Annotated in this window: 23 protein-coding genes; 22 read left to right on the forward strand and 1 reads right to left on the reverse strand. The window is 52.1% G+C overall.

The window, feature by feature from the left end; genetic code table 11:
* The first annotated feature begins 72 nt into the window (after positions 1 to 72).
* From dnaJ to deoC, 5 genes are all read left to right on the forward strand, one after another.
* Positions 73 to 1,209: a molecular chaperone DnaJ gene (gene dnaJ / locus NZD86_RS08665; protein ID WP_268046114.1), complete on the forward strand. Its 1,137-nt coding sequence runs from the start codon at positions 73 to 75 to the stop codon at positions 1,207 to 1,209.
* A gap of 74 nt (positions 1,210 to 1,283) precedes the next feature.
* Positions 1,284 to 2,234 carry a 50S ribosomal protein L11 methyltransferase gene (gene prmA, locus NZD86_RS08670; RefSeq protein WP_268046115.1) on the forward strand — a complete coding sequence of 317 codons (951 nt, stop codon included), beginning with the start codon at positions 1,284 to 1,286 and terminating at the stop codon, positions 2,232 to 2,234.
* Entirely contained in the window at positions 2,234 to 2,983 is a 750-nt protein-coding gene (locus NZD86_RS08675; RefSeq protein ID WP_268046116.1) for an RsmE family RNA methyltransferase, read from the forward strand. The genes prmA and NZD86_RS08675 overlap by 1 nt, the downstream gene beginning before the upstream one ends.
* Before the next feature lie 6 nt (positions 2,984 to 2,989).
* Complete coding sequence (mtaB, locus tag NZD86_RS08680) at positions 2,990 to 4,402, forward strand: tRNA (N(6)-L-threonylcarbamoyladenosine(37)-C(2))-methylthiotransferase MtaB (RefSeq protein ID WP_268046117.1); 1,413 nt, start codon at positions 2,990 to 2,992, stop codon at positions 4,400 to 4,402.
* Positions 4,399 to 5,682 (forward strand): deoxyribose-phosphate aldolase, encoded by a 1,284-nt coding sequence (gene deoC / locus NZD86_RS24480; protein WP_326492646.1) that lies wholly within the window; start codon positions 4,399 to 4,401, stop codon positions 5,680 to 5,682. The genes mtaB and deoC overlap by 4 nt, the downstream gene beginning before the upstream one ends.
* On the opposite strand, the gene NZD86_RS08695 is transcribed toward deoC, so the two are convergent.
* Positions 5,656 to 6,591 (reverse strand): Na/Pi cotransporter family protein, encoded by a 936-nt coding sequence (locus NZD86_RS08695; protein WP_268046118.1) that lies wholly within the window; start codon positions 6,589 to 6,591, stop codon positions 5,656 to 5,658. The two genes, deoC and NZD86_RS08695, sit on opposite strands and share 27 nt — an antisense overlap.
* Positions 6,592 to 6,748: 157 nt before the next feature.
* Here NZD86_RS08695 and rpsU point away from each other — a divergent pair, with 157 nt between their 5' ends.
* The 17 genes from rpsU (at position 6,749) to NZD86_RS08780 (ending at position 22,140) form a co-directional block, all read left to right on the forward strand.
* Positions 6,749 to 6,931, forward strand: coding sequence for a 30S ribosomal protein S21 (rpsU, locus tag NZD86_RS08700; RefSeq protein WP_268046119.1), 183 nt, complete (start codon positions 6,749 to 6,751; stop codon positions 6,929 to 6,931).
* A 27-nt stretch (positions 6,932 to 6,958) separates the two neighbouring features.
* Entirely contained in the window at positions 6,959 to 7,402 is a 444-nt protein-coding gene (locus tag NZD86_RS08705) for a GatB/YqeY domain-containing protein (protein ID WP_268046120.1), read from the forward strand.
* Positions 7,403 to 7,555: 153 nt separating this feature from the next.
* Entirely contained in the window at positions 7,556 to 7,852 is a 297-nt protein-coding gene (locus tag NZD86_RS08710; protein WP_268046121.1) for a YabP/YqfC family sporulation protein, read from the forward strand.
* A complete protein-coding gene (locus tag NZD86_RS08715) occupies positions 7,849 to 9,066 on the forward strand; it encodes a sporulation protein YqfD (protein WP_268046122.1) in 1,218 nt (405 codons plus the stop codon). Before NZD86_RS08710 ends, NZD86_RS08715 begins: the two co-directional genes overlap by 4 nt.
* A 26-nt stretch (positions 9,067 to 9,092) precedes the next feature.
* A complete protein-coding gene (locus NZD86_RS08720; protein WP_268046124.1) occupies positions 9,093 to 10,076 on the forward strand; it encodes a PhoH family protein in 984 nt (327 codons plus the stop codon).
* A gap of 115 nt (positions 10,077 to 10,191) precedes the next feature.
* The gene (locus NZD86_RS08725) at positions 10,192 to 12,309 is read left to right on the forward strand and encodes an HD family phosphohydrolase (protein WP_268046125.1); all 2,118 of its coding nucleotides are present in this window, start codon (positions 10,192 to 10,194) and stop codon (positions 12,307 to 12,309) included.
* Positions 12,306 to 12,788, forward strand: coding sequence for an rRNA maturation RNase YbeY (gene ybeY, locus NZD86_RS08730; protein WP_268046126.1), 483 nt, complete (start codon positions 12,306 to 12,308; stop codon positions 12,786 to 12,788). The genes NZD86_RS08725 and ybeY overlap by 4 nt, the downstream gene beginning before the upstream one ends.
* 13 nt (positions 12,789 to 12,801) lie before the next feature.
* Complete coding sequence (locus NZD86_RS08735) at positions 12,802 to 13,320, forward strand: diacylglycerol kinase (RefSeq protein ID WP_268046127.1); 519 nt, start codon at positions 12,802 to 12,804, stop codon at positions 13,318 to 13,320.
* Positions 13,310 to 14,200, forward strand: a complete 891-nt coding sequence (gene era / locus NZD86_RS08740; RefSeq protein WP_268046128.1) for a GTPase Era — start codon at positions 13,310 to 13,312, stop codon at positions 14,198 to 14,200. The genes NZD86_RS08735 and era overlap by 11 nt, the downstream gene beginning before the upstream one ends.
* Positions 14,201 to 14,370: 170 nt before the next feature.
* Complete coding sequence (locus NZD86_RS08745; protein WP_268046129.1) at positions 14,371 to 14,526, forward strand: YqzL family protein; 156 nt, start codon at positions 14,371 to 14,373, stop codon at positions 14,524 to 14,526.
* Positions 14,498 to 15,358 (forward strand): DNA repair protein RecO, encoded by an 861-nt coding sequence (gene recO / locus NZD86_RS08750; RefSeq protein ID WP_268046130.1) that lies wholly within the window; start codon positions 14,498 to 14,500, stop codon positions 15,356 to 15,358. The genes NZD86_RS08745 and recO overlap by 29 nt, the downstream gene beginning before the upstream one ends.
* A complete protein-coding gene (locus NZD86_RS08755) occupies positions 15,355 to 16,182 on the forward strand; it encodes a pyruvate, water dikinase regulatory protein (RefSeq protein WP_268046131.1) in 828 nt (275 codons plus the stop codon). Before recO ends, NZD86_RS08755 begins: the two co-directional genes overlap by 4 nt.
* Before the next feature lie 363 nt (positions 16,183 to 16,545).
* Positions 16,546 to 18,351: a DNA primase gene (dnaG, locus tag NZD86_RS08760; RefSeq protein WP_268046132.1), complete on the forward strand. Its 1,806-nt coding sequence runs from the start codon at positions 16,546 to 16,548 to the stop codon at positions 18,349 to 18,351.
* A 31-nt stretch (positions 18,352 to 18,382) separates the two neighbouring features.
* Positions 18,383 to 19,501: an RNA polymerase sigma factor RpoD gene (gene rpoD, locus NZD86_RS08765; protein ID WP_268046133.1), complete on the forward strand. Its 1,119-nt coding sequence runs from the start codon at positions 18,383 to 18,385 to the stop codon at positions 19,499 to 19,501.
* 131 nt (positions 19,502 to 19,632) lie between these two features.
* The gene (locus tag NZD86_RS08770; protein ID WP_268046134.1) at positions 19,633 to 20,256 is read left to right on the forward strand and encodes a YdcF family protein; all 624 of its coding nucleotides are present in this window, start codon (positions 19,633 to 19,635) and stop codon (positions 20,254 to 20,256) included.
* 14 nt (positions 20,257 to 20,270) lie between these two features.
* Positions 20,271 to 21,023 carry a tRNA (adenine(22)-N(1))-methyltransferase gene (locus NZD86_RS08775; RefSeq protein ID WP_268046135.1) on the forward strand — a complete coding sequence of 251 codons (753 nt, stop codon included), beginning with the start codon at positions 20,271 to 20,273 and terminating at the stop codon, positions 21,021 to 21,023.
* The gene (locus tag NZD86_RS08780) at positions 21,016 to 22,140 is read left to right on the forward strand and encodes a Nif3-like dinuclear metal center hexameric protein (RefSeq protein WP_268046136.1); all 1,125 of its coding nucleotides are present in this window, start codon (positions 21,016 to 21,018) and stop codon (positions 22,138 to 22,140) included. Before NZD86_RS08775 ends, NZD86_RS08780 begins: the two co-directional genes overlap by 8 nt.
* Positions 22,141 to 22,180 lie beyond the last annotated feature (40 nt).

Here is a 22,180-nt window from a genome sequence, read left to right on the forward strand (position 1 = left end):
GGATGACGACACCCTGCCTGTCGTTGTAAGATAGACAGGGTTATCAGACTATGTAGCGATGGAGGGGTGCCGGTGAGCAAGCGAGATTATTATGAGGTGCTCGGTGTCAGCCGGTCCGCCAGCCCAGAAGAAATTAAAAAGGCCTACCGTAAGTTGGCTCGACAATATCATCCTGACGTAAATAAGGATGATCCGAAAGCGCAGGAGAAGTTCGCAGAGGTTGCAGAGGCGTACGATGTGCTCTCGGATAGTCAAAAGCGTTCAAGATATGACCAGTTTGGGCACCAAGACCCGTCTCAGGGCGGCTTTGGTGGTCAAGGTGCGGGCTTCGGCGATTTTGACTTTGGCGGCTTTGGTGACATCTTTGATATGTTCTTCGGCGGTTCCGGAGGTCCCCGATCCCGCGGTCCACAGCGTGGTCAGGACTTAGAGTATGAACTCGAAGTGGATTTTGAGGATGCAGCTTTCGGCGTGGAAGAAGAAATTCAAATCCCCCGTACGGAAACGTGTTCCACTTGTGCTGGAAGTGGCGCAAAACCAGGAACCCACACGAAAAAATGTACCGTGTGTAACGGCACAGGTGAGCAACAGACGGTTACGAACACACCGTTCGGACGGATGGTGAACCGACGCGTCTGCACCAATTGTCACGGTCAAGGTGTGATCATCGAGGACCCGTGTCCAGACTGTCGTGGCCAAGGCCGGCGGCGCGTTCGTCGGACTGTGCAAATTAAAGTGCCAGCCGGTGTCGATACGGGAATGCGTCTACGTGTCTCCGGAGCCGGTGAAGCCAGCCCGAATGGCGGTCAACCTGGGGATCTGCATATCGTCATTCGCGTTCGTCCCCACGATTTGTTTGAACGTGAGGGAACAAACGTATATCTCGACATGCCGTTAACATTCGTTCAGGCCGCCTTGGGTGATGAAATTGACGTACCGACGTTGGATGGCGATGTGAAACTGCGCATCCCCGAAGGGACGCAGTCAGGTACTTCGTTCCGCCTGCGCGGTAAGGGTATTCCCAAGCTCGGTTCCACGGCAACCCGCGGCGATCAGCACGTTCGGGTACAAGTGTTAACGCCGACGAACTTGAACGAGAAGCAGAAGGAACTATTCCGCGAACTTGGGAAGGAACTAGGGCACCAGACGAACGAGCAGGCGAGATCGTTTATGGAGCGTATGAAGGATGCGTTCCTCGGCAACGCGTAATCCGCGCAACACGAATACGCTTTTCGATACGGTCCATGTGTTGGACCGTATCGTTGTGTTTAGGAGGATGTTAGGTGCATTGGTGGCATGTCCAGTTTCACGTCACGCACGAGGCAGCAGATGCAGTTGCGGCTTTGTTACAGGACTTTCCGGATATTCAGGGCGTTCAACTGGAGGGCATTGGTGAACTGCAAGTCCCCCACCCGGAGTACGGGGAATGGTTTGATGAGATGATCGTCCCGACGGATGGGGTCCAAGTCTCCATTTATTTCCCGGAGTCTCACTCGCCAGAGGACATTCGCGGACGGGTCGAAAATGTCATTCGCCGAGTGCAAGAATCAGGGCTGGAAGTGGGGAGCACTGGGGACAATGTGCGCATCGAGTCCGTCGACGACAGCATGTGGTTAAATGCATGGAAAGAGCACTATGAACCGATTCCAATCGGGGATGATCTCGTCATTGTTCCCATCTGGAATAAAGATGACCTGCCGGAAGAGTTGAGACGGCGAAAACCGATCATTGTCGAGCCCGGCATGGCCTTCGGGACCGGTACACACCAAACCACACAAATGTGCACACAGGCGCTCGCTGACATTGATTTGTCTGCAAAGCAAGTACTGGACGTTGGAACTGGGACAGGCGTGTTGGCCATCGCTGCAGCAAGGCTTGGTGCAGGGCACGTCACAGCCATCGATATCGATCCGGTGGCCGTCCGCGCAGCCAAGGAAAACGTTGCCCAGAATGACTTGGCAAACCACGTCACGGTACAAGAGGGCAACCTGCTCGGTGGGTTCGCGGCGGATACGAAATTCGATGTGGCCATCGCCAATATTCTGCGAGATATTGTCATCTTGCTCGTTCCCCAGGTTGCCGCACGCATGAACCCAGGCGGTCGATTGATCTCGTCGGGCTTCATCGACACGCAGGCGCCTGCCGTGGAAGAGGCACTCCAAAAGCACGGATTTCGAATTGAACATCGCTACCAAAAAGATGATTGGATGGCGCTCTTGGCGGTGAAAGAGTAGTGTTGCCTCGTGTCTTTCTCGATGAAATGGGCGAAGTGGGCAAGGATCTGATCATAGGTGGGGAAGACGGGCACCACTTTGCGAGAGTCCTGCGAGTCCAGCCTGGTGAACCCATCGTCTTGGCGCTGACGAACGGACCGTGGCTCGGTGCCATATCGGATGTCGGATCGAAAGACATCACGGTACGGTTGAATGAGCCGTATCGTCCTGCGGAACCAAAGACCCTCGTCACAATCGTTCAAGGGCTCGCCAAAGGTGATAAGATGGAGACGATTGTACAAAAGTGCACGGAACTTGGCGCTCACATGTTCGTTGTCTATGAGGCAGACCGTTCCGTTGTCCGCCTCCAAGGCAAAGTGGACAATAAGCTTGGACGGTGGCAAAAGGTCGCTCGTGAAGCAGCCATGCAGTCGCAGCGCGATAGAGTTCCATGTGTGCAATATGAGCGCAATTTGAATTCTTTGTGCCAGGAACTTATCCGTGAGGGTGTCACACACTTTGTTGTTTTAGATGAGGCTGAACAGGCGACGGGAATTGCCGCTTCCCTGCGAAGCATCGGCGACAAAACGAACCACCGGGCGCTTTTCATCGGTCCTGAAGGGGGCTGGAGTGAGCGCGAACGGGCTTTGTTGCTAGAGTTTGACGAGACGTCGCTGGTGACACTGGGCCCGCGTATTTTGCGTACGGAGACGGCCGGATCGGCTGGATTGGCCGTGACGCTTGCACATTTCGGGGACATGGGAGGTTGATGGAGTTTGCCGAAGGTGGCTTTCCATACACTTGGTTGCAAAGTCAACTTTTATGATACAGAGGGCATTTGGCAAGTCTTTAAACGGAATGGGTACACCCAGGTTCCTTTTGAGGACGAGGCCGATGTGTACGTTGTCAACACCTGCACGGTCACGCACGGTGGCGACAAGAAAAGCCGCCAAATGATCCGACGCGCAGTCCGGACCAATCCGGATTCCGTCGTCGTGGTGACGGGATGCTACGCGCAAATCGCGCCGGAGGAAATCGCGCGAATCGAAGGTGTCGATCTCGTCATCGGAAACGATAAGAAATCGAAGATCGTCGATTACGTAGAGGATGTACGCCGCGAACAAAACCCTTTTCAAGTGGTTGGCAACATTCTCAAGACGCGGGAGTTCGAAGAACTGGACGTCCCGTACTTCGAAGAGCGGACGCGGGCCAATCTCAAGATTCAAGACGGATGCAATAACTTTTGCACATTTTGCATCATTCCGTGGGCAAGAGGCCTCATTCGCAGCCGAAAACCAGAAAAGATTGTGGCGCAGGCGCGCAAACTCGCTAGGGCTGGGTACCGCGAAATTATTTTGACGGGCATTCATACGGGCGGTTACGGGGCCGATTTGGACGGATACAGGCTGGCCCATCTACTTCAGGATCTGGAGCAGGTGGAGGGCTTGTACCGGGTGCGGATCAGCTCGATTGAGGCGAGCGAGATCGACGATGAGCTCATTGAGGTACTGGGACGTTCAACGCAGGTGGTAAACCATTTGCACATTCCGTTGCAGGCTGCGAACAACCAAATCTTAAAGAAGATGAACCGTCACTACACGCAAGAGGAGTTCGCAGAGAAGCTCGCAAAACTGCGACAGGCACTGCCGGACTTGGCCATTACCAGTGACGTGATCGTGGGATTTCCAGGGGAGACGGACGAGTTCTTCGAGGACACATATGAGTTCATCAAGCGAGAGAAATTTTCACAGTTGCACGTCTTCCCTTACTCCAAGCGTCGCGGGACGCCGGCGGCGAAGTTTCCGGATCAGGTACGGGAAGACATTAAGCATGAACGCGTGGAACGGCTTATCGCCCTGTCAGAGACCTTGACCGCTTCGTATGCAGCGCGGTTTGCTGGAAACGAGATCGAGGTCATTGCGGAGAGCCCGATTGCGCTTGCCGACGACGAGACGCGCCATCACTTAGGGCATCACCCACTTGCTTCGCGCATGGTCGTTGGACATGCGGATAACTACTTAAAAGTGGCGTTCTCAGTACCGGATCATGTGGACATGGAACGGGTGATAGGCGAGGTGACACGGGTGCGTGTCAACCAGACGGGAGCGCACTTGCAAGTCGGCGAAATGGTTGCTCAAGTGACGGTCGCCGAGGACACAGAGGAACGCTTAAGGAGGCTTTCTTCATGACACATCGTATCGAACGCGCAGCGGGTGGACTGGTCATTCGCAATACAGGGACAAAGCGCGAGGTTTTGCTCATAGACGACGCATATGGACACGTGACGTTTCCAAAAGGTCACTTGGAATCCGGTGAGGACTGGGAAACGGCGGCAATTCGTGAGGTGGCTGAAGAAACCGGGATCGAAACACATGTACTGGGTGCTTTAGGCCGCGTTGAATACCCGATCCGGCGCGACGGCCGGCTCGTCCGCAAGCAAGTTCGGTTGTTTTTACTGGAAGCGATTGATACGGACGCACAACCAAAGCACCAAGCGGAAGAAGTTCGTGGAGCATACTTCCTGCCGTTTGATGAAGCGAGAGCCAAGCACGACGCAAATGGCTATGCCAATTGGTCGTTTATTTTCCGCAAGGCAGCCGCCGTACTGGCCTGGCGAGATGGGGACTTCGAACGATCCTGGAGACAGCTATCAAGTGATTCTCCCCAGGCAGACGTGGATGCAGCTTACGAGTGCGTTCGCCCTGTCGTTGAGGAGCTGGTGGCAGCATGTCGCGAGGAGCTTAACATCACGATGCCAGAGTTGACTTTGGCGCCGGAATCAACCGTTCAACTGCCAAAGCAGTATATCACAGCAGAGGATGTGCGGGGCGCCATTGAGCACACGTTGCTAAAGCCCGAGGCATCCGTTGTTGACGTTGAAAATCTCTGCCAAGAGGCAAGTCGACATGGGTTTCCCCTTGTTTGCATCAATCCCCAACACGTCAGTCACGCAGCCGCGGTGCTTGCCGAGAGTGACACCAACGTCTGTACGGTCATTGGGTTTCCCTTCGGGGCGACATCACCCGACGCACTCGCCTACGAAGTGATGGAGTTAGCTGCGAAGGGTGCACGTGAAATCGATATGGTCGTTCCTGTCGGATCGATGGTCGAGGATGATGTGTGGACGGTCTATTCGCACGTGGCGCGGGTTGTGCGCACGGCTAAGTCGTTGGTCCCGCGTCCGCAGATCAAAGTCATCGTCGAGACGAGTGCACTGCAATTTGATCAGGTGATCAAGGCAGCCTTGGTTTCCGTTGCCGCGGGTGCGGACTTTATTAAAACGTCCACCGGTTTTCACAAGGGCGGCGCAATGTTAGCCGATGTCAGCGCCATGGCTATGGTTGCGGGCAGCACTGCCAGGGTCAAGGCCTCAGGCGGCGTTCGCACGCCTTCTGCGGCCGTCCAAATGTTGCGGTACGGCGCCCATCGGTTGGGTACCAGTTCAGGCGTGAAGCTCGTCCGGAAGTAAGCGTTCAATAAGGTGTGCGAAATGGCGCGTAAATGGCCACACAAGCACGGTGCAAACGATGTTGAATACGGTGTGTGCATTCGCAATTTGCTGAGCGATATCGGGGCTTGTATGCGCCATGGATGACGTAAATGGCCCCATGACTGGAACAAATGCAAGCACTCCGAATACATTTAATATCACGTGTGCCAGCGCAACCTGCTGGGCTTGACGAGATTCGCCAATGGCTGCAATGACGGATGTGAAACACGTACCAACGTTCGCGCCGAGCACTATTGCGATGGCACCCGACGTAGGAATGACATGGGTGCTGGCCAGTGCCATGGTAATAATGGTGGTGGCTGTTGACGATTGGACGAGTGCACTTGCCGCGCAACCGGCGAGGATCGCAATGAGAATATGACCCCCAGCAAGCTGAAGGGCATCTCGAAACCAGACACTTGTGGTCAGTGGATGAAGGGAAACTTTTAAGGCTTCCAGAGCGATGAAAATACAGGAAAATCCCACAAGCGCTTGGCTGGGTTGGCGAAGCGTTGGTTTTCTTGTCAAAAAGCCTAGGATGCCGACAGCAAGCGATGGGATGACCACGCTCCAGAGGTTGAGGGTGAGAATTTGGGGTGTGAGTGTCGAGCCCACGTTTGATCCCAGCACAATCCCGAGCCCATTGCGAAATGTTAAGTTTCGTCCTGCGACGAGCCCGACGGTGATGGCCGTGATTGCGGCACTGCTCTGCAGTACAGCAGTCGTGACTGTGCCAGTTAAGATACCCCGTGTTGGCGTTTGTGCCAAGCGCTGTAGCCATTTCGCGAGGCGACCTTCGGCTAGGCCTTCCAGGCCCTGCCTCATCACTTTGAGGCCGCCGATAAATGCCACGAGGGATAGCACAACGGCGATGGCGTTTGCCCACATCTGTGTCCCCTCCTATCCGCTTTGACTGTATGCGGACGAGCCGACAAAGATGATCACAGGCACGAATTTTTCTCGTTTCTCACCGTCTATGTTTGACTAGGTTTTTTTCACTGTACTATAATACGGATTGATGCATCATTGGAGGGAGGGAATAAGGATGTCGGAAATCCGGTTACGCAAGAATGAATCACTGGACAGCGCACTTCGTCGCTTCAAGAAGGCGACTGCAAAGGATGGCGTTCTGGCTGAAGCTCGCAAGCGTTCACACTACGAAAAGCCTAGTGTTGCACGGAAAAAGAAAGCTGAAGCTGCTCGTAAGAACAAACGCCGTGGCTTCTAATTTCGACGAAGTTCAGGAGGCCGTTTCGTGGAATTGCTAGAACGTCTGAACCAAGATTTAAAGCAGGCGATGAAAGACAAGGACAAAGTCCGACTGTCAGTGGTTCGGATGGTTAAATCTGCTACGAAGAACCGAGAGATTGAACTCGGGCATCCTCTTTCAGAAGAAGACATCCTTGCGGTGATTCAGAAAGAGCTCAAACAACGCAAAGATTCCCTCCAAGCGTTCCAAGATGCGAATCGTACGGATTTGATAACTGCTGTAGAAGAAGAGATTGCAGTTCTTGAAGGGTATCTGCCGGAACCACTCAGCGAAGACGAACTACGGCAAATTGTTTCTGATGTAATCGTGCAAGTAGGCGCTCAGTCGAAAGCGGATATGGGGAAAGTCATGGGACAATTGATGCCGCTGGTCCGTGGTCGCGCAGACGGCAAGGCAGTTCAACAAATGGTGCAATCCCTTTTGTCGTAACCTGCTGCACTATTATTTTCAATGGACAAACCGTCGCATTTGCGGCGGTTTTTTTATTGTTGCCCCATGTTGTCCACTTGGATGGCACATGTCCTCATTTTTTGTACTAGCAGGGCTATTATCCTCATACGCATGCATTGGGGAGGAGTAGCCATGCCAGGATGGAAAGCGCGACTTAAGCAGTCGGCAACTGAGATGCTGAAGCTGCCGCCGGATGCACTTCTGGATGTATCCCGCGTCACGTGCGTCGATGGCAAGAATGTGGTTGTAGAGAACGCGCGTGGTCTCTTAAAGGTTGAGGGGGAGGAAGTCACACTCAACCTCGGTAACGAGGTTCTCGCCATCCACGGTCAAGATTTTGAAGTGACTTTGGTAACGGACCGTGAGGTTCACATAACCGGTAAAGTGATGCGCTTGGAGTACGTACGAAGTGGACGGGGTGCATCATGAAGTACTCTGCCGTACAGTACAAATTATACGGTGAACTAACGCTCGTACTGCGTGGTAGAAACGTCGGGCAATGCCTAGGACTACTGCAGCAAAACGGCATTCCACTTAGGTTTGTTCGCGTTCGCAACGGCGTTGGTTACTGTAACATCTGCCTACGAGACTTTGATGCGGTCTATCGCACATGCCGAGCCCATCACGTTCGGTTTCGAATCGAAGGGCGACACGGATTGCCTTTTTGGCGTCAACGTTTATGGAGGAGAAAGTCCCTTGCCGTTGGAGCCATAGCGTTTCTCTGTGTCGTGTACGGGATGTCTTCGGTGATTTGGCGGATTGATGTCACAGGACCGAAGGACGACGAAGGTGTGAATGAAATTCGTGAGGCGGCCAAGTCCATTGGTTTGTACGTGGGGCAACGCAAGTCTCAGCTCGCCGATCCGGTCAAGCTTCAACAGTTTCTTCTTAAGAAAGCGCCTGATTTCGTCTGGATTGGCGTACGTACCACCGGTTCTGTCACGACCATTCAGGCGATCCCGAAAGTCGAAGGCACCAAACCATTAGACCAAACGCCGCACAACATCGTGGCCACCCAGCCAGCTGTCATCCGAAGCGTATCGGCTGCCCGGGGCCGCGTTCTGGTCAAAGCCAATCAGTACGTCCGCCCGGGTCAGGTGCTTGTCACGGGGAACCTCGCTGACGGTCAGCCCAGTGTACCGGCGGACGCAAAAGTGATGGGTGAGGTCTGGTACACGTCAAAAGTCGCCGTTCCCCTAAAAGTGGTTCAGAAGGGGCTGACGGGGGAAACTGTTCAGCGTGACTATATAGCCATCGGATCGCTCCGGTTGCGTGTCTGGGGATGGCAAGAACCTCACTTTCCCGCTTCCTATGAGCGGGACAAGATAACGGACTGGAAAATAGGAAATATTACATCTCCAATTCAGTGGGAGAACGTTCGCTTGTATGAAGCGACACAATCTGCCGAAAATTATTCTATGGAGCAAGCGAAATCATCAGCACTCGATCTCGCCGCATCTGACGTTCGTTCACAAATGCGCGGCGAAGGTCGAATCCTCGGGCAATCTGTTTTACACGAGCAAGTTACCCATGGTACTCTATACGAGACAGTTCTGACAAGGGTTGAACAAGATATTGGGGTCGCTGCTCCGATACCAGCGCCGCAGCCCAAACAGGAAAACGATACGAATTCGCCGCATTGATGTAAGGCTTGGGAGATGGTTTTTGGTTGACAGATAACCAGTCAGTTCGTAAATGGGTCTTCGCGACCAATGAAGAAGCAGTTCGGGTGTTGGGACCGAATGACTCACTACTCGCACTCCTCGACCAGTCGTTTGACGCGAAGGTTACGACCCGTGGGACGGAAGTTGTGTTCACTGGTGACGAAGCTGAAGTTGAGCTGATGCAGTCCATTATCAGTACGATGACAACGCTCGTTAAGCACGGAATGCAGTTGAATGACGGCGATTATCGATATGTCATCAATACGGCTAAATCTGGCGATCTGGACAGTATTGTTGACACATACACAACCGAGATCGGCATGACATATAAAGGCAAAGCAATTCGGGTGAAAACACTCGGTCAGCGCAGGTATATCGATGCCATTTCGAAACACGATATCGTGTTTGGCGTCGGACCAGCCGGAACCGGGAAAACCTACCTCGCCGTGGCCATGGCTGTTATGGCCTTAAAGCGTGGAGAAGTGAAGCGCATCGTGTTGACGCGTCCGGCGGTGGAAGCGGGCGAAAAGTTAGGATTTCTGCCCGGTGATTTGCAGGAAAAAGTGGATCCATACCTTCGACCTCTGTACGACGCATTGTATGATATTTATGGATTGGAACAAGTTGGACGGGCATTGGAGCGCGGGAATATTGAAATCGCTCCATTGGCTTACATGCGCGGTCGCACACTGGACGATTGCTACGTCATTCTCGACGAAGCGCAGAACACGACCGGTGAACAGATGAAAATGTTTTTGACTCGACTTGGGTTTCATTCAAAAATGGTGATTACAGGTGACGTCACACAGATCGATTTACCCGGCGGTAAAATGTCCGGTCTTGTGCACGCCAATCAAGTTCTTCGCGACGTGAGTGGAATTGCGTTTCACATGTTCTCCACATCTGATGTTGTGCGCCACCATCTCGTTCAGAAAATCATTGAAGCCTATAGCCTAGCAGATGAAAGAGGACCGTCCGCGATTGGTTGACAATCGCAGGACGGCTACATTTCCTATAAACGAGTGTCCAATTAGACGTCGAACGAAGCAAAAAAGTGCAACATGGAGAGGTCTAGAGGACAAGCGTGACGAGGGGTAAAGAGCCATGGTGTTTGCGAGATGGGGACGAACCATCCGGGAATTTCTCGACGATGCACGATTTCGCGAAAACCGGCGCGTCCGGATCACGATTTACATACTTCTCGGTATCTTGATGTTTGCTATTCTCGTTGGAAGTATTCTTCCGCCCAGATATCAATTTACGGTTGGACAGACAAGCCCAGTTACCGTACGGTCTCCCATAACGACCGTTGACACAGCTGCAACACAGGCTGCAAGGCAAGCAGCCGAGGAAAAAGTACCGAAGCAATATGAGCAATCCACCAAAGTTGAGTCGGATGCCGTAAATCAGGTGGATGCATTGTATTCCACAGCTGTTCAAGTCATTTCCGATAAGACAATGAACACAACGCAGAAGCTAGAAACGTTGGCTGCCACTGCCCCTAAGGGAGTCTCACAGTCAACTTTACGCGCGCTACTGAACCTGACTCCTGCGCAAATCAACACCTTGCAGCGAGATTCAGACCGGATCGTACAGGATCTCCTAGGTGCGCCTTTCTACGCAGAGTCGATGCAGCAGGCGCCCCTGTTGGTGGATAGACAAATGCTCACCTTGGAACTCGATAAGGTCTCTGAACTAATTGTTCAAAACGTTGTTGTCAGCGTATTGAAACCCAACATGGTGTACCAGGCGGCAGAGACACAGCGGGCGAAAGATCAAGCCGCAGCAGCAGTTCCCCCGGTGATGATTCATCAAGGAGACGTCATTGTCTCACGTTATGGTATCGTCACGGCGAACGTACTCAGCAAGTTACGGGATGTCGGTCTGTACTCGAGTCGAGCAAATCTCGGTGTCGCGGTAGGCTTCGCTGCGTTTATTGCCCTTGCGGTTGGGCTCTTGGCGGCTTACGTAGAACGACGGGCACCGCGACGAAAAGTGGACAATTTAATGCTGTCCATTTTTGGCCTTGTCTTTGTTCTGATGTCGATTTTAATCGCTTTTACGAAGTGGATAGTCAATGCAGGGGGACCCGTGTCCTCGGCATACATTCTCCCTGTTTCACTTGGAGCGATGCTGATTACCGTCATGATGGATTCATCATTGGCTGTTGTCGCGTCATTTTACTTTTCATTCCTGCTCGGTGCCGCTTTAAGTTTTAATTATGACTTTGTCTTTTACGGTTTTGTTGGTTCACTTGTGGGTGCATACAGTGTTTCCAAGGTCACAAGCAGGGGAACGTTCATGCGTGCAGGATTTTTTGTCTCTCTCATGAATGTTGGCGCAGTGATATCGCTGCATCTTTTGCACGCTGACCACACGGATGACTTTCATTCCTTTTCGCTGCACATTGGCCTTGCCGCATTGAATGGAATTGTTGCAGCGATTCTCGCGATGGGTGTTCTGCCGTTTTTTGAAACGGCATTCGGATTGCTCACGCCAATTCGCTTATTGGAACTTTCCAATCCGAACAACCCGCTTTTACGTAAAGTTTTGATGGAAGCTCCCGGGACGTACCACCATAGTCTGATTGTCGGCAATTTGGCAGAAGCAGCTGCCGAAATCGTGGGTGCGGATCCCTTGTTGTGTCGGGTGGGGGCTTACTACCACGACGTTGGTAAGACAAAGCGCCCGATGTTTTTCGTCGAGAATCAAATGACGAAGGAAAATCCACACGATAAAATTGCACCGAGTCTGAGCCATCTGATTATCACTTCGCATGTCAGCGATGGCTTGGAGATGCAGAAGCGTGCGGGGTTGCCGAAGCCCATTCAGGACGTTTGTGCAACTCACCACGGCACGACGATTTTGTGGTACTTCTTCAACAAGGCGAAAGAACAGGACAAGAACGGTACTACAAAGGTAGACGATTTCAGATATCCGGGTCCGAAACCGAAGACTCGAGAGTGTGCCATCATCATGATTTGTGATGCGGTTGAGGCTGCTGTACGCAGTATGGCGCGACCCACCCCAAATCGAGTCGAGGGTGTCATTCGGAAGATTATTCGAGACAGGTTGCAGGATGGACAGTTGGACGAATGCGATTTGACACTGCAAGATCTCGATGTCATGATTGGTGCGTTTATGAAGACACTAAAGGGAATCTACCACTCACGTATTGAGTACCCGGATATTGATAAACTTCGGAAGGAAGTGGCTAAGTGAGTGAATCGACACACTTGGTCGTAGAAGTTGAAACGCAGGTTCCATGGCCGCTCAGCGAGCAAGATGCAACGGCCTTCACGGATAAGGTACTCTCGGCTGCGGCCAATCACTTGGGGATTTCAGGTGAAGTTTCCGTCCTGTTTGTCGACGACGCAACCATCCACGAGCTAAATCGAACGTATCGATCCGTCGACAGACCAACGGATGTTTTGTCCTTTGCCATGCAAGAAGGTGACGAATTCCCTGACTTAGATGGACCCACCATGTTAGGGGATATCGTCGTCAGCATTGATAAAGCAAAGGAACAGGCTGATGCGTACGGCCATTCACTGGAACGCGAATTGGCATTTCTGCTCGTTCATGGCTTCTTACATCTAAACGGATATGACCATCAAGATGAGCAGAGTGAACAAGAGATGTTTGGCTTGCAAGAAGAAATTCTCGTTGAACTTGGACTCGTCCGTTCCGAGTCAAAGTAACGGGGCGAGAAGCATGAATGAGACGGCTGCGAGACCGCGAAGTTCCTTATTCAGTGCTCTAAGGTATGCGGTGAATGGGATCACTTATGCATTTAACGTGGAACCGAATATGAAGCGTCATTTTTGGCTCTTCAACACGTTAGCACTCATCGAATTGATATTGCGACCATCGCTGACGGTGGTCGCGATTAGTCTCTTTGTGGCAATGTGCGTATTTGGCGCAGAACTGGCCAATACCGCTGTCGAATTGACGATCGATTTGACCGTCGACCGCAAGTACCATGCGGCGGCCGGGATCGCGAAAGATGCCATGGCCGGCGCCGTAACGATGATTTCCTTTGGGGCATTATTGGTCGCTGTGTGGATTTTAGTTAGTACTAGACCGTGGAGATTCCAGTTGTTTTCGGATGTCCATCCCGTCGCAACCGGACTCGTTATCATATCCGTCGTCACGATTTGGGTACTGCGGTTCAGACCGTATCGAGAGATTCAACTTTGGACAGATCGTAAGGAGGTTCAGGATGAACTATAAGTCTGGATTTGTTGCCATCATCGGTCGACCGAATGTGGGCAAGTCGACGCTTTTGAACGCCATGATAGGACAGAAAATTGCTATTATGTCGAACCGGCCTCAAACGACCCGCAATCGGATTCGAGGCGTGAGAACGACTGAAACATCTCAAACCATTTTTATCGACACGCCCGGTATTCACACCCCGCACCATCGTCTTGGTGAGTATATGGTCGAAGTGGCTACTCAAACACTGAAGGAAGTGGACTTGGTCTTGTTTGTCGTGGATTCGACAACTGGCGTCCACCCGGGCGAGATCGAAATTGTGAAGCAGTTCGCGAGTGTCAAGACGCCGATTTTCCTTGTCCTGAATAAGGTTGATTTGGTGGACAAGCCGAAATTGCTTGATCGCATCCATGATTACCAAGAGATTTATGCATTCGACGAGTACGTTCCCGTTTCTGCGTTAAAAGAAGACCAGACCGGGGTATTGGTGAGCCTGATCGAAGAGCGTCTCCCTGATGGACCTAAGTTTTACCCAGACGACATGGTGACGGATTATCCGGAGCAGTTTATCATCACGGAAATCATCCGGGAAAAGGTTCTCCAGCTAACTCAGGAAGAGGTACCGCACTCAGTTATGGTTGATGTGGAACAGATGGAACGGCGCAACAATGACACGGTCTACGTGAATGCAGTCATCTACACGGAGCGGGACAGTCAAAAAGGAATTCTCATCGGAAAACAGGGACAAATGCTCAAGCGCGTGGGTGAATTGGCTCGCCGCGATTTGGAAGGATTGTTGGGAAATCGTCTGTATCTTGAACTGTGGGTGAAGGTAAAGAAGGATTGGCGAAACCGACCGACGGTGCTTCGTCAGTTTGGCTTCCAGGATGAGTGATGCCTCTCCAGGTTACATGAAAAAACTGATATGGGAGGCCGCTCGCGAGGCTCATCAGATGGACGGGCTTACCAGTCACTTCAGAGTATGACGCAATTGGCCGTGCGGCAAAATAGAGCCAAGCTTAGAGACGAAGGCACCGGAGATACTCAAAAAGGAGACGATTTGAGTTGCGGGATCTGACTTGGCAAATGTTTGAACTGACGGGCGATATCGACGCTTATCTTTTATACCGAGGTGCTTGCAACGGATTATCGGAGGAGTCCGAGGTGACTTCGTCTGACGACAACATTTCGAATGAGACAGACACGGTTCATCCGCAATAAGAAGCCGCCGGTGACTCTCAGTTCATCGACTTTTGGGAGTTGGAAGATATTGCTGTACAACACTGAGGCTGTCGTCGTAAAGACAGTTCGGTATGGGGAGACACATGCCATTGTCACGTTACTGACACCGATCGGGCGCGTGTCGGCAATGGCCCGCAGTGCCATGAAGCCACAAAGCCGTCTTGCAGCAGGGATTCGCTTGTGCGCTGAAGGTACGTATTCCATCTATCAAGGTAAAGGTATGGGGACAATCTCACAAGTCGAAGTGGTGGCAAGTCGGCGCCGTCTTCATGAAGATCTTGAGTCGGCGGCGTATGCCGCCTATTTTTGTGAACTGATACTGCACTCTGCGCCTGAACGACCGGATGGCGATCCGGCCATGTACCGCCAGTTCACCGCTCTCCTCGATGCGCTGGTTGATAGACCGAGTGATTCAGAAGTTCTCGCCCGTGTCTGGGAAACGAAGATGTCGAGGTGGCTTGGTGTCAGCCCGGAGTGGACCACCTGTATTCGGTGCAATGAGCCGCTCACGCCCGCTGTTCGGTACCATACTAGAGAAGGCGGCCTCATTTGCGGAAAGTGCACCCTGTTTACCGATATCAGCCTTTCGTTCCCTGTTCCCGAATCCATGGGGAAAATTCTTTATTTGTTTGAGCGGACATCAATTGACAAGCTTGGTCATATTCAAATTTCTGTTGCCACCAGACGAGCTTTAAAGCAAACTCTATACTATCAACTATCAGATTTCGCAGGGTTATATTTGAAATCACGCCATATTCTCGACCAACTTGCCGAGACCTTCGGTACTGACAACGGAGGAGATCCCATATGAGACGAATCCCAGTCATTTACGTGGTTTCTGATTCGATTGGCGAAACAGCCGAATCAGTCGTCCGTGCGGCGGCCAGTCAATTTGATGGGGGAAACGTCATCCTGCGCCGCGTGTCTCATTTACGCGATATCCAAACGATCGAAGAAACTGTCGATGCTGCGGCATCAGAAGGGGCGATCATCGCCTTCACCATCATCCTGCCGGAATTGAAAGCTCATTTGATCCGTCGTGCCACTGTCGCTGGTGTTCGTTATGTCGATATCATGGGCCCCATGATGACTGAGTTGGAAGCGTGCATCGGCGAAGCACCAAGACTTCAAGCTGGCCTCGTTCATCAACTGGACGCCGACTATTTTCGAAGGGTTGAAGCAATTGAGTTCGCCGTCAAATATGACGATGGTAAGGATGTTCGAGGCCTCTACGATGCGGATGTTATTCTAGTCGGTGTATCTCGAACGTCTAAAACGCCTCTCAGCATGTACTTGGCTCACAAAACCATTCGAGTAGCCAATATACCCCTTGTGCCCGAGTCTGTACCGCCGAGACAACTTTACGAAGATGAAGTACGCCGGAAGGTCATCGGATTAACCATACGACCGGACAAGCTCAACCTGATTCGCCAGGAGCGCCTGAAAGCACTGGGCTTACAAGAACAGGCACTGTATGCTTCGTCGAAGAGAATTGAAGAAGAGCTTGCTTTTGCAAGTAAAGTGATGGACCAGCTCGGTTGTCCCGTCGTCGACGTGAGTTATCGCGCTGTAGAAGAGACCGCGGGAATTATTTTGGGCATCGTAACGAGTCGAAAATCTCCAGTAGATACCTAATACTATTATTTTGTAAGTGGTAGTGTTTTTGTGTTAGTATAAAGAAAAGGGCCATTTCTATAAAGGGCTCTTTAAGCACACATAAGATTGTTTGTCAAACCATACACTGGATTGCAGGATAAAATGAGGATAATTTTAACTCGAACCGTCGATACTAGAGCGTATCTTGACAATTGTTCGGGAGAGTGCTTCGGCAAGTCCCCGTGGGTGAGGCATTTTGTCGAAGAATGACTAACAGACCCGACTCAAATTTTGCGGGAGAAGGAGGAAAGTATCCGTGTTTGTAGAATAACAGTATAGAAGCTGAATATCAAGGCCGGTTCGACCTACGCGGGAACTGCGCACCGAAGAGGTGATTGTGCGGTGAGCAAAGTACCTGAGTGGTTTCTTGAGCAATTACGCCAGCGGGTCGACATTGTTGAGGTCATATCCGACTATGTTCAACTACGTCGGAGCGGTCGGTCATTCTCGGGGTTGTGCCCGTTTCACAACGAGCGTTCGCCCTCATTTTCCGTGTCAGCTGATAGGCAAATGTATCACTGCTTCGGTTGCGGAGCGGGCGGTACGGTTATTGGCTTTATCATGGATATCGAGTCGGTGACATTTGTTGAAGCTGTCATACTTCTAGCGCAGCGCGCTGGGTTGCAACTTCCGGACGGCGTTGGCGACGCAGAAGCCGCTCGACCAAACACAAAGCACCAGAGATATCGCGAAGCTCATGAGTTAACGGCAAAGCTGTATAGTTACATTCTAATGAATACAGATGCCGGTGTGCAAGCCCTAACTTACTTAGAAAAACGCGGTATTTCACGGAAAACAATGGTGGAATTTCGACTGGGACTCGCGCCGAAGGCGGGCGATACCGTCGTAACCTTTCTCAGGAAACGTGGTTTTCAAGATGCCGAGTTGGTCGCTTGTGGGTTGGCTGTGGAGATGGGTACGAGGACGTTGGATCGTTTTCGTGGGCGCTTGATGATCCCAATTTTGGACAAAAAGGGAGAAGTCATCGCGTTCGGCGGTCGTACGATGGAACAGGATGTCAAACCAAAGTACCTGAATTCACCCGAGAACGACCTCTTTCACAAGAGTCGACTTCTGTATAACTACCACATCGCGAGGAAGACCATCCGCCGGGATCGCACGGCCCTGTTGCTTGAAGGTTACATGGACGTCATCTCGTTGTCCCAAGCGGGTATCCAGCAAGGTGTCGCCACCTTAGGAACATCCTTAACGGAAGAGCAAGCAAAATTGCTCAAGTCGGATTGTGATAAAGTCATCATTTCATACGATGGTGACGAGGCAGGTAGGAAGGCAGCCGTTCGAGCCATCGATATTTTGGTGGAGGCGGGCTTGGAACCGCTGATACTGAGGATTCCTGATGGCTTAGATCCGGATGAATACGTCCAAACCCACGGTGGAGAGTCGTTTAAAAGGTTGCTTGGGCGACAAACTTTGTCTGTTGTTCAATTCTTGTTAGATGATCTTCGACAGCGAGCAAATTTGGTGAGTTCAGTTGGACGTACTGAGTATGTTCGACAGGCGTTGCAACTCTTGGCTGAGCGCGCTACACCAGTAGAGCAAGAGTACGAGCTGCGAAATTTGTCACAGGAATTTAATTTGTCTGTCGAAACGTTGAAGGAAGAACTTCGGACGTTCGCGAAACAAAATATCAGGCGTAGTCAACATCGAGATCGGGCGTTGTCCTCGGAACGGATACAACCTTTGGAGAAAGCTGTGTCCAAAGCGAGTGTTGGTCTCCTACAGGCAGTCCTGTTTGACAAAGAAGCATGTATGTATGTCATGGATAAAGGTGTGACCGAGCTGGCTGAACCCGTGCAGACGGCTCTGTTGGCGAGACTTTATGCGTGGCGATTGTCCAATCCAGACGCTTCATCCGCTGCTTTCGTCGACGAACTTGACGACGAATCACTTGGAAAGGTTGCGTCGTCTCTGTTTTTTGGCGAAATACCGGAGTTGACGCATGATCTACTGGATGACTACGTGAGGACGGTAGAGTTGCATCACTTAGAGGCAGAATACCGAGACTTGCTTCGACAGTGGATCGACACCGAAGCAACGGGTGATGAAACACAATCTAGAGAGATAAAGTTGCAAGTGGAGCGACTACAGAACCAGATTGCAACACTCAAGAGGCCCCGGGGATCGTAAGTGGTCCGTTAGGGTAAAGGAGGCGGGGAAAATGACGAAAGCAAAGGACGAAGTCCGCGAAGAAGAGACTGGACTCACCCTTCAAGCTGCGAAGCAACAACTAGTCGAGCTTGGGAAAAAACAAGGCTCGTTGACCTACGAAGAGATTACGGACCGCCTATCTCCGTTTGAGCAAGATACGGAAGAGCTGGATGACTTCTTTGAACATCTTGCGGCAAAGGGTATCGATGTTGTCAATGACAGAGATGGGAATCGTCAGCAAGAAGAATCACACGAAGAAGAATCGTATGATCTGAACGACCTCTCCATGCCACCTGGTGTGAAGATTAGCGACCCTGTTCGCATGTATCTGAAAGAAATCGGACGCGTGCCACTCTTGTCCGCCCAAGATGAGATTGAACTCGCGAAGCGCATTGAGGCTGGAGACGAAGAGGCAAAGCGGCGCTTGGCAGAGGCAAACTTGCGTCTCGTTGTCAGTATCGCTAAACGATATGTGGGTCGCGGCATGCTGTTCCTTGACTTAATTCAAGAGGGTAATTTAGGTCTCATCAAGGCTGTTGAGAAGTTCGATTATCGCAAGGGATATAAGTTTAGTACGTATGCTACCTGGTGGATTCGCCAAGCCATCACGCGTGCCATCGCGGATCAAGCTCGGACGATTCGAATCCCCGTTCATATGGTGGAGACCATCAACAAGCTCATTCGCGTGTCGAGGCAACTGCTTCAAGAGCTGGGCCGGGAACCGACTGCGGAAGAGATCGCGGAAGAGATGGATCTGACACCTGATAAGGTTCGCGAAATCCAGAAAATCGCGCAAGAGCCCGTTTCGTTGGAGACACCTATCGGTGAAGAAGATGATTCGCACCTCGGCGACTTTATTCCGGATGACGAAGCGCCGGCTCCTGCAGACGCAGCAGCTTACGAATTGCTTAAGGAGCAACTGGAAGATGTGCTCGACACTTTGACTGAACGCGAAGAGAACGTCCTGCGTTTGCGTTTCGGCCTGGATGACGGCCGCACTCGCACACTCGAAGAGGTAGGCAAAGTGTTTGGCGTTACAAGGGAACGAATTCGCCAAATCGAGGCCAAGGCGCTTCGCAAGTTGCGCCATCCGAGCCGCAGCAAGCGATTGAAGGATTTCCTCGAATAAGGTATCTCGCATATACAGTGTGACGACGGCTCGTGCGAAAGCACGGGCTGTTTTTCGATTGTACAATGGGACACGCGTCTAATTCGCCATCACCAAACGTACAGTATGTTAGGAAAACATGGCTTCTTTTTGTGCGGTACGCGAAGGCGGTGCGCTTCCTCATGCTGATTGGTTCACTTATATTTGCAGTGGTCATTCTGACCACGGTGTTCGGAACAACTGTGTTTGTCGAGCAGTTTGCTCAGCATCTCAGACGGGCTGGTCGTCGCGAGCGCCCTGCTGTGAGCGACACAGGAATTGTCCTCGGTGCGTATACGGATGGATATCGACCGAGCTTACCTCTCCGATCTCGCCTCCACAGCGCAATCCACCTCTATCGTCACGGTGTCGTTCGAACGCTCATCGTCAGCGGTGGACAAGGTGAGGATGAGATTGTGACAGAGTCGAGATCGATGAAGCGTTTCTTGGCACTGAACGGGATTCCACCGGAAGTGATATTCGAGGACAGGACATCGAAGGATACCTGGGAAAACTTAAGAAACAGCCAGCGCGTCATGAACGCGGTGGGACTCAAAACTGCAGTCATCATCACGAGCGACTACCACCTGCCTCGCGCACTTGCCGTTGCGAGAAGGCTGGATATCCAGGCAACTGGCTTCGCGGCGCATTCCACCAGGCGCGAGTTCCACTCAGCAATGCGTGAGGTTTTCGCTCATATCCAATATACTCTTAGAGGAAGACAGTCCCTGTTCTAAGAAAGAGGTCATCCATGCAACCTATCACGTTGTCGAAACGCATGCAGAAGATTGTTGAGCACATTCCGAAGTGCGAATCGCTCGCCGATATCGGCACCGATCACGCCTTCATCCCCATACACACAGTCCAAACGAAACGTGCCTTACACGCCATCGCCACAGACCTTCGTGAAGGACCCCTGCGCAAGGCTCGTGAAAACGTCAACCGTCACGGTTTGAAAGAGCTGATCGAATTGCGGTTGGGGAACGGGTTTCAACCGATTCGGCCGGGAGAGGTCGACGTCATTGTCAGCGCCGGGATCGGCGGCCATGTCCACACACAGATGCTCGATGAGTCGCCCAAAGTCACCCAAAGTGTCTCGACCATCATCTTTCAACCGATGAACGCCGGTCACCTTCTGCGATCACGCCTGGACGAACTTCACTTCACATTGTCTTCGGAAGCACTCGTCCTCGATGACGATAGGATATACGAAATCATTATCGCGACCCCGAACGCCCATCGCGATCCGGCATATGACCCATATCGCGACGACCCTTCGCGACTGATGCTTGCGTATACGTATGGTCCCTTGTTGCTTCGGGACCCGGACGAGCTGTTTCATATGCGGCTGGAGCGAGAGATAAATAAGCTGCGTGCGGTTCAGCACAGTGTACAGACGAGTGACAATCTCGAGGCGCGGGAGAGGTTCGATACGCTGCAGGCAGAGATTGAACAATTACTGGCCCTACAAGTCGAGACAAGGGGAGGTAAGCCACTTGACTAGCACAGTCTTCGTGCGAGATATCATGCGTTTAATGGAAGAGATCGCTCCGGCCAAACTCGCCATGGACAACGACAAAATCGGGTTACAGGTCGGCAATGTGGACAAGCCGGTATCACGTGTGTGGGTGGCTTTGGAGGCGTCACCGGACACAGTGGATGCCGCAGTGGACGCAGGTGTCGACATGATTGTCACGCATCATGCCTTGTTGTTCCGACCAATTGCCAGGCTCGACACGCGCCAGCGCCGAGACAGAGCGATTCAGCAACTGCTCGTTCACGACATTGCTGTTTTCTCGGCACACACGAACCTCGACATCGCTCCAGGCGGTGTAAACGATGTGATCGCGGGTAAACTGGGCCTGAAAGACGTCGAGGTGTTGGATGTAACCTATCGGGAGCCGCTCTACAAACTCGTCGTCTACGTTCCTACCACGCATTTGGACGTCGTCCGATCCGCCATCGGCGACGCCGGCGCAGGCGCCATTGGCAGGTATACACACTGTACCTTTTCAGCGAGCGGGACAGGTACGTTTCTGCCCGGTCAAGGCACCAAGCCATTCATCGGCACACAAGGGGAACTGGAGCAAGTCGCGGAAGCGCGCTTGGAGACGGTCGTTCCGGACCACCTTATCCATTCCGTTGTCGCGCGGATGTGTGAAGTCCACCCATACGAAGAAGTGGCGTATGATATTTTACCCATGCTACAAACTGGAGATGAGTTCGGCATCGGGCGGATCGGAAATCTAGAACGGAGCATAGCGCTGGAGGAGTTTGCGGAACGTGTTCGGGATGAATTTGGCATGCGTCACATCCGTTTCGCAGGTGATCCGAATCTGCAGGTGGATCGTGTAGCAGTGTTGGGTGGCTCAGGGAGTCGGTGGGTCGCTGCGAGTTTGGAAAAAGGTGCACAGGTCCTTGTCACGTCGGACGTAGGCCATCACGAAGCAGGAGATGCTTGGGCAGACGGTATGGCAGTGGTGGACGCAACGCACGCGGCACTGGAGCAACCGGTGTGCGCTGTGCTCGCGCAAATGCTTCGCGACAAGCTTCGAGCGAATGGTACATCAGTGACCATCGAAGCAGCTCCTGTGACCGTTGATCCGTTCACTTGGATTTAATTCGGTGATTGGACGGAATTGGTGCCTGCGGTACTTTAAT

It is taken from the genome of Alicyclobacillus dauci, from assembly GCF_026651605.1.
Lineage (GTDB): Bacteria > Bacillota > Bacilli > Alicyclobacillales > Alicyclobacillaceae > Alicyclobacillus > Alicyclobacillus dauci.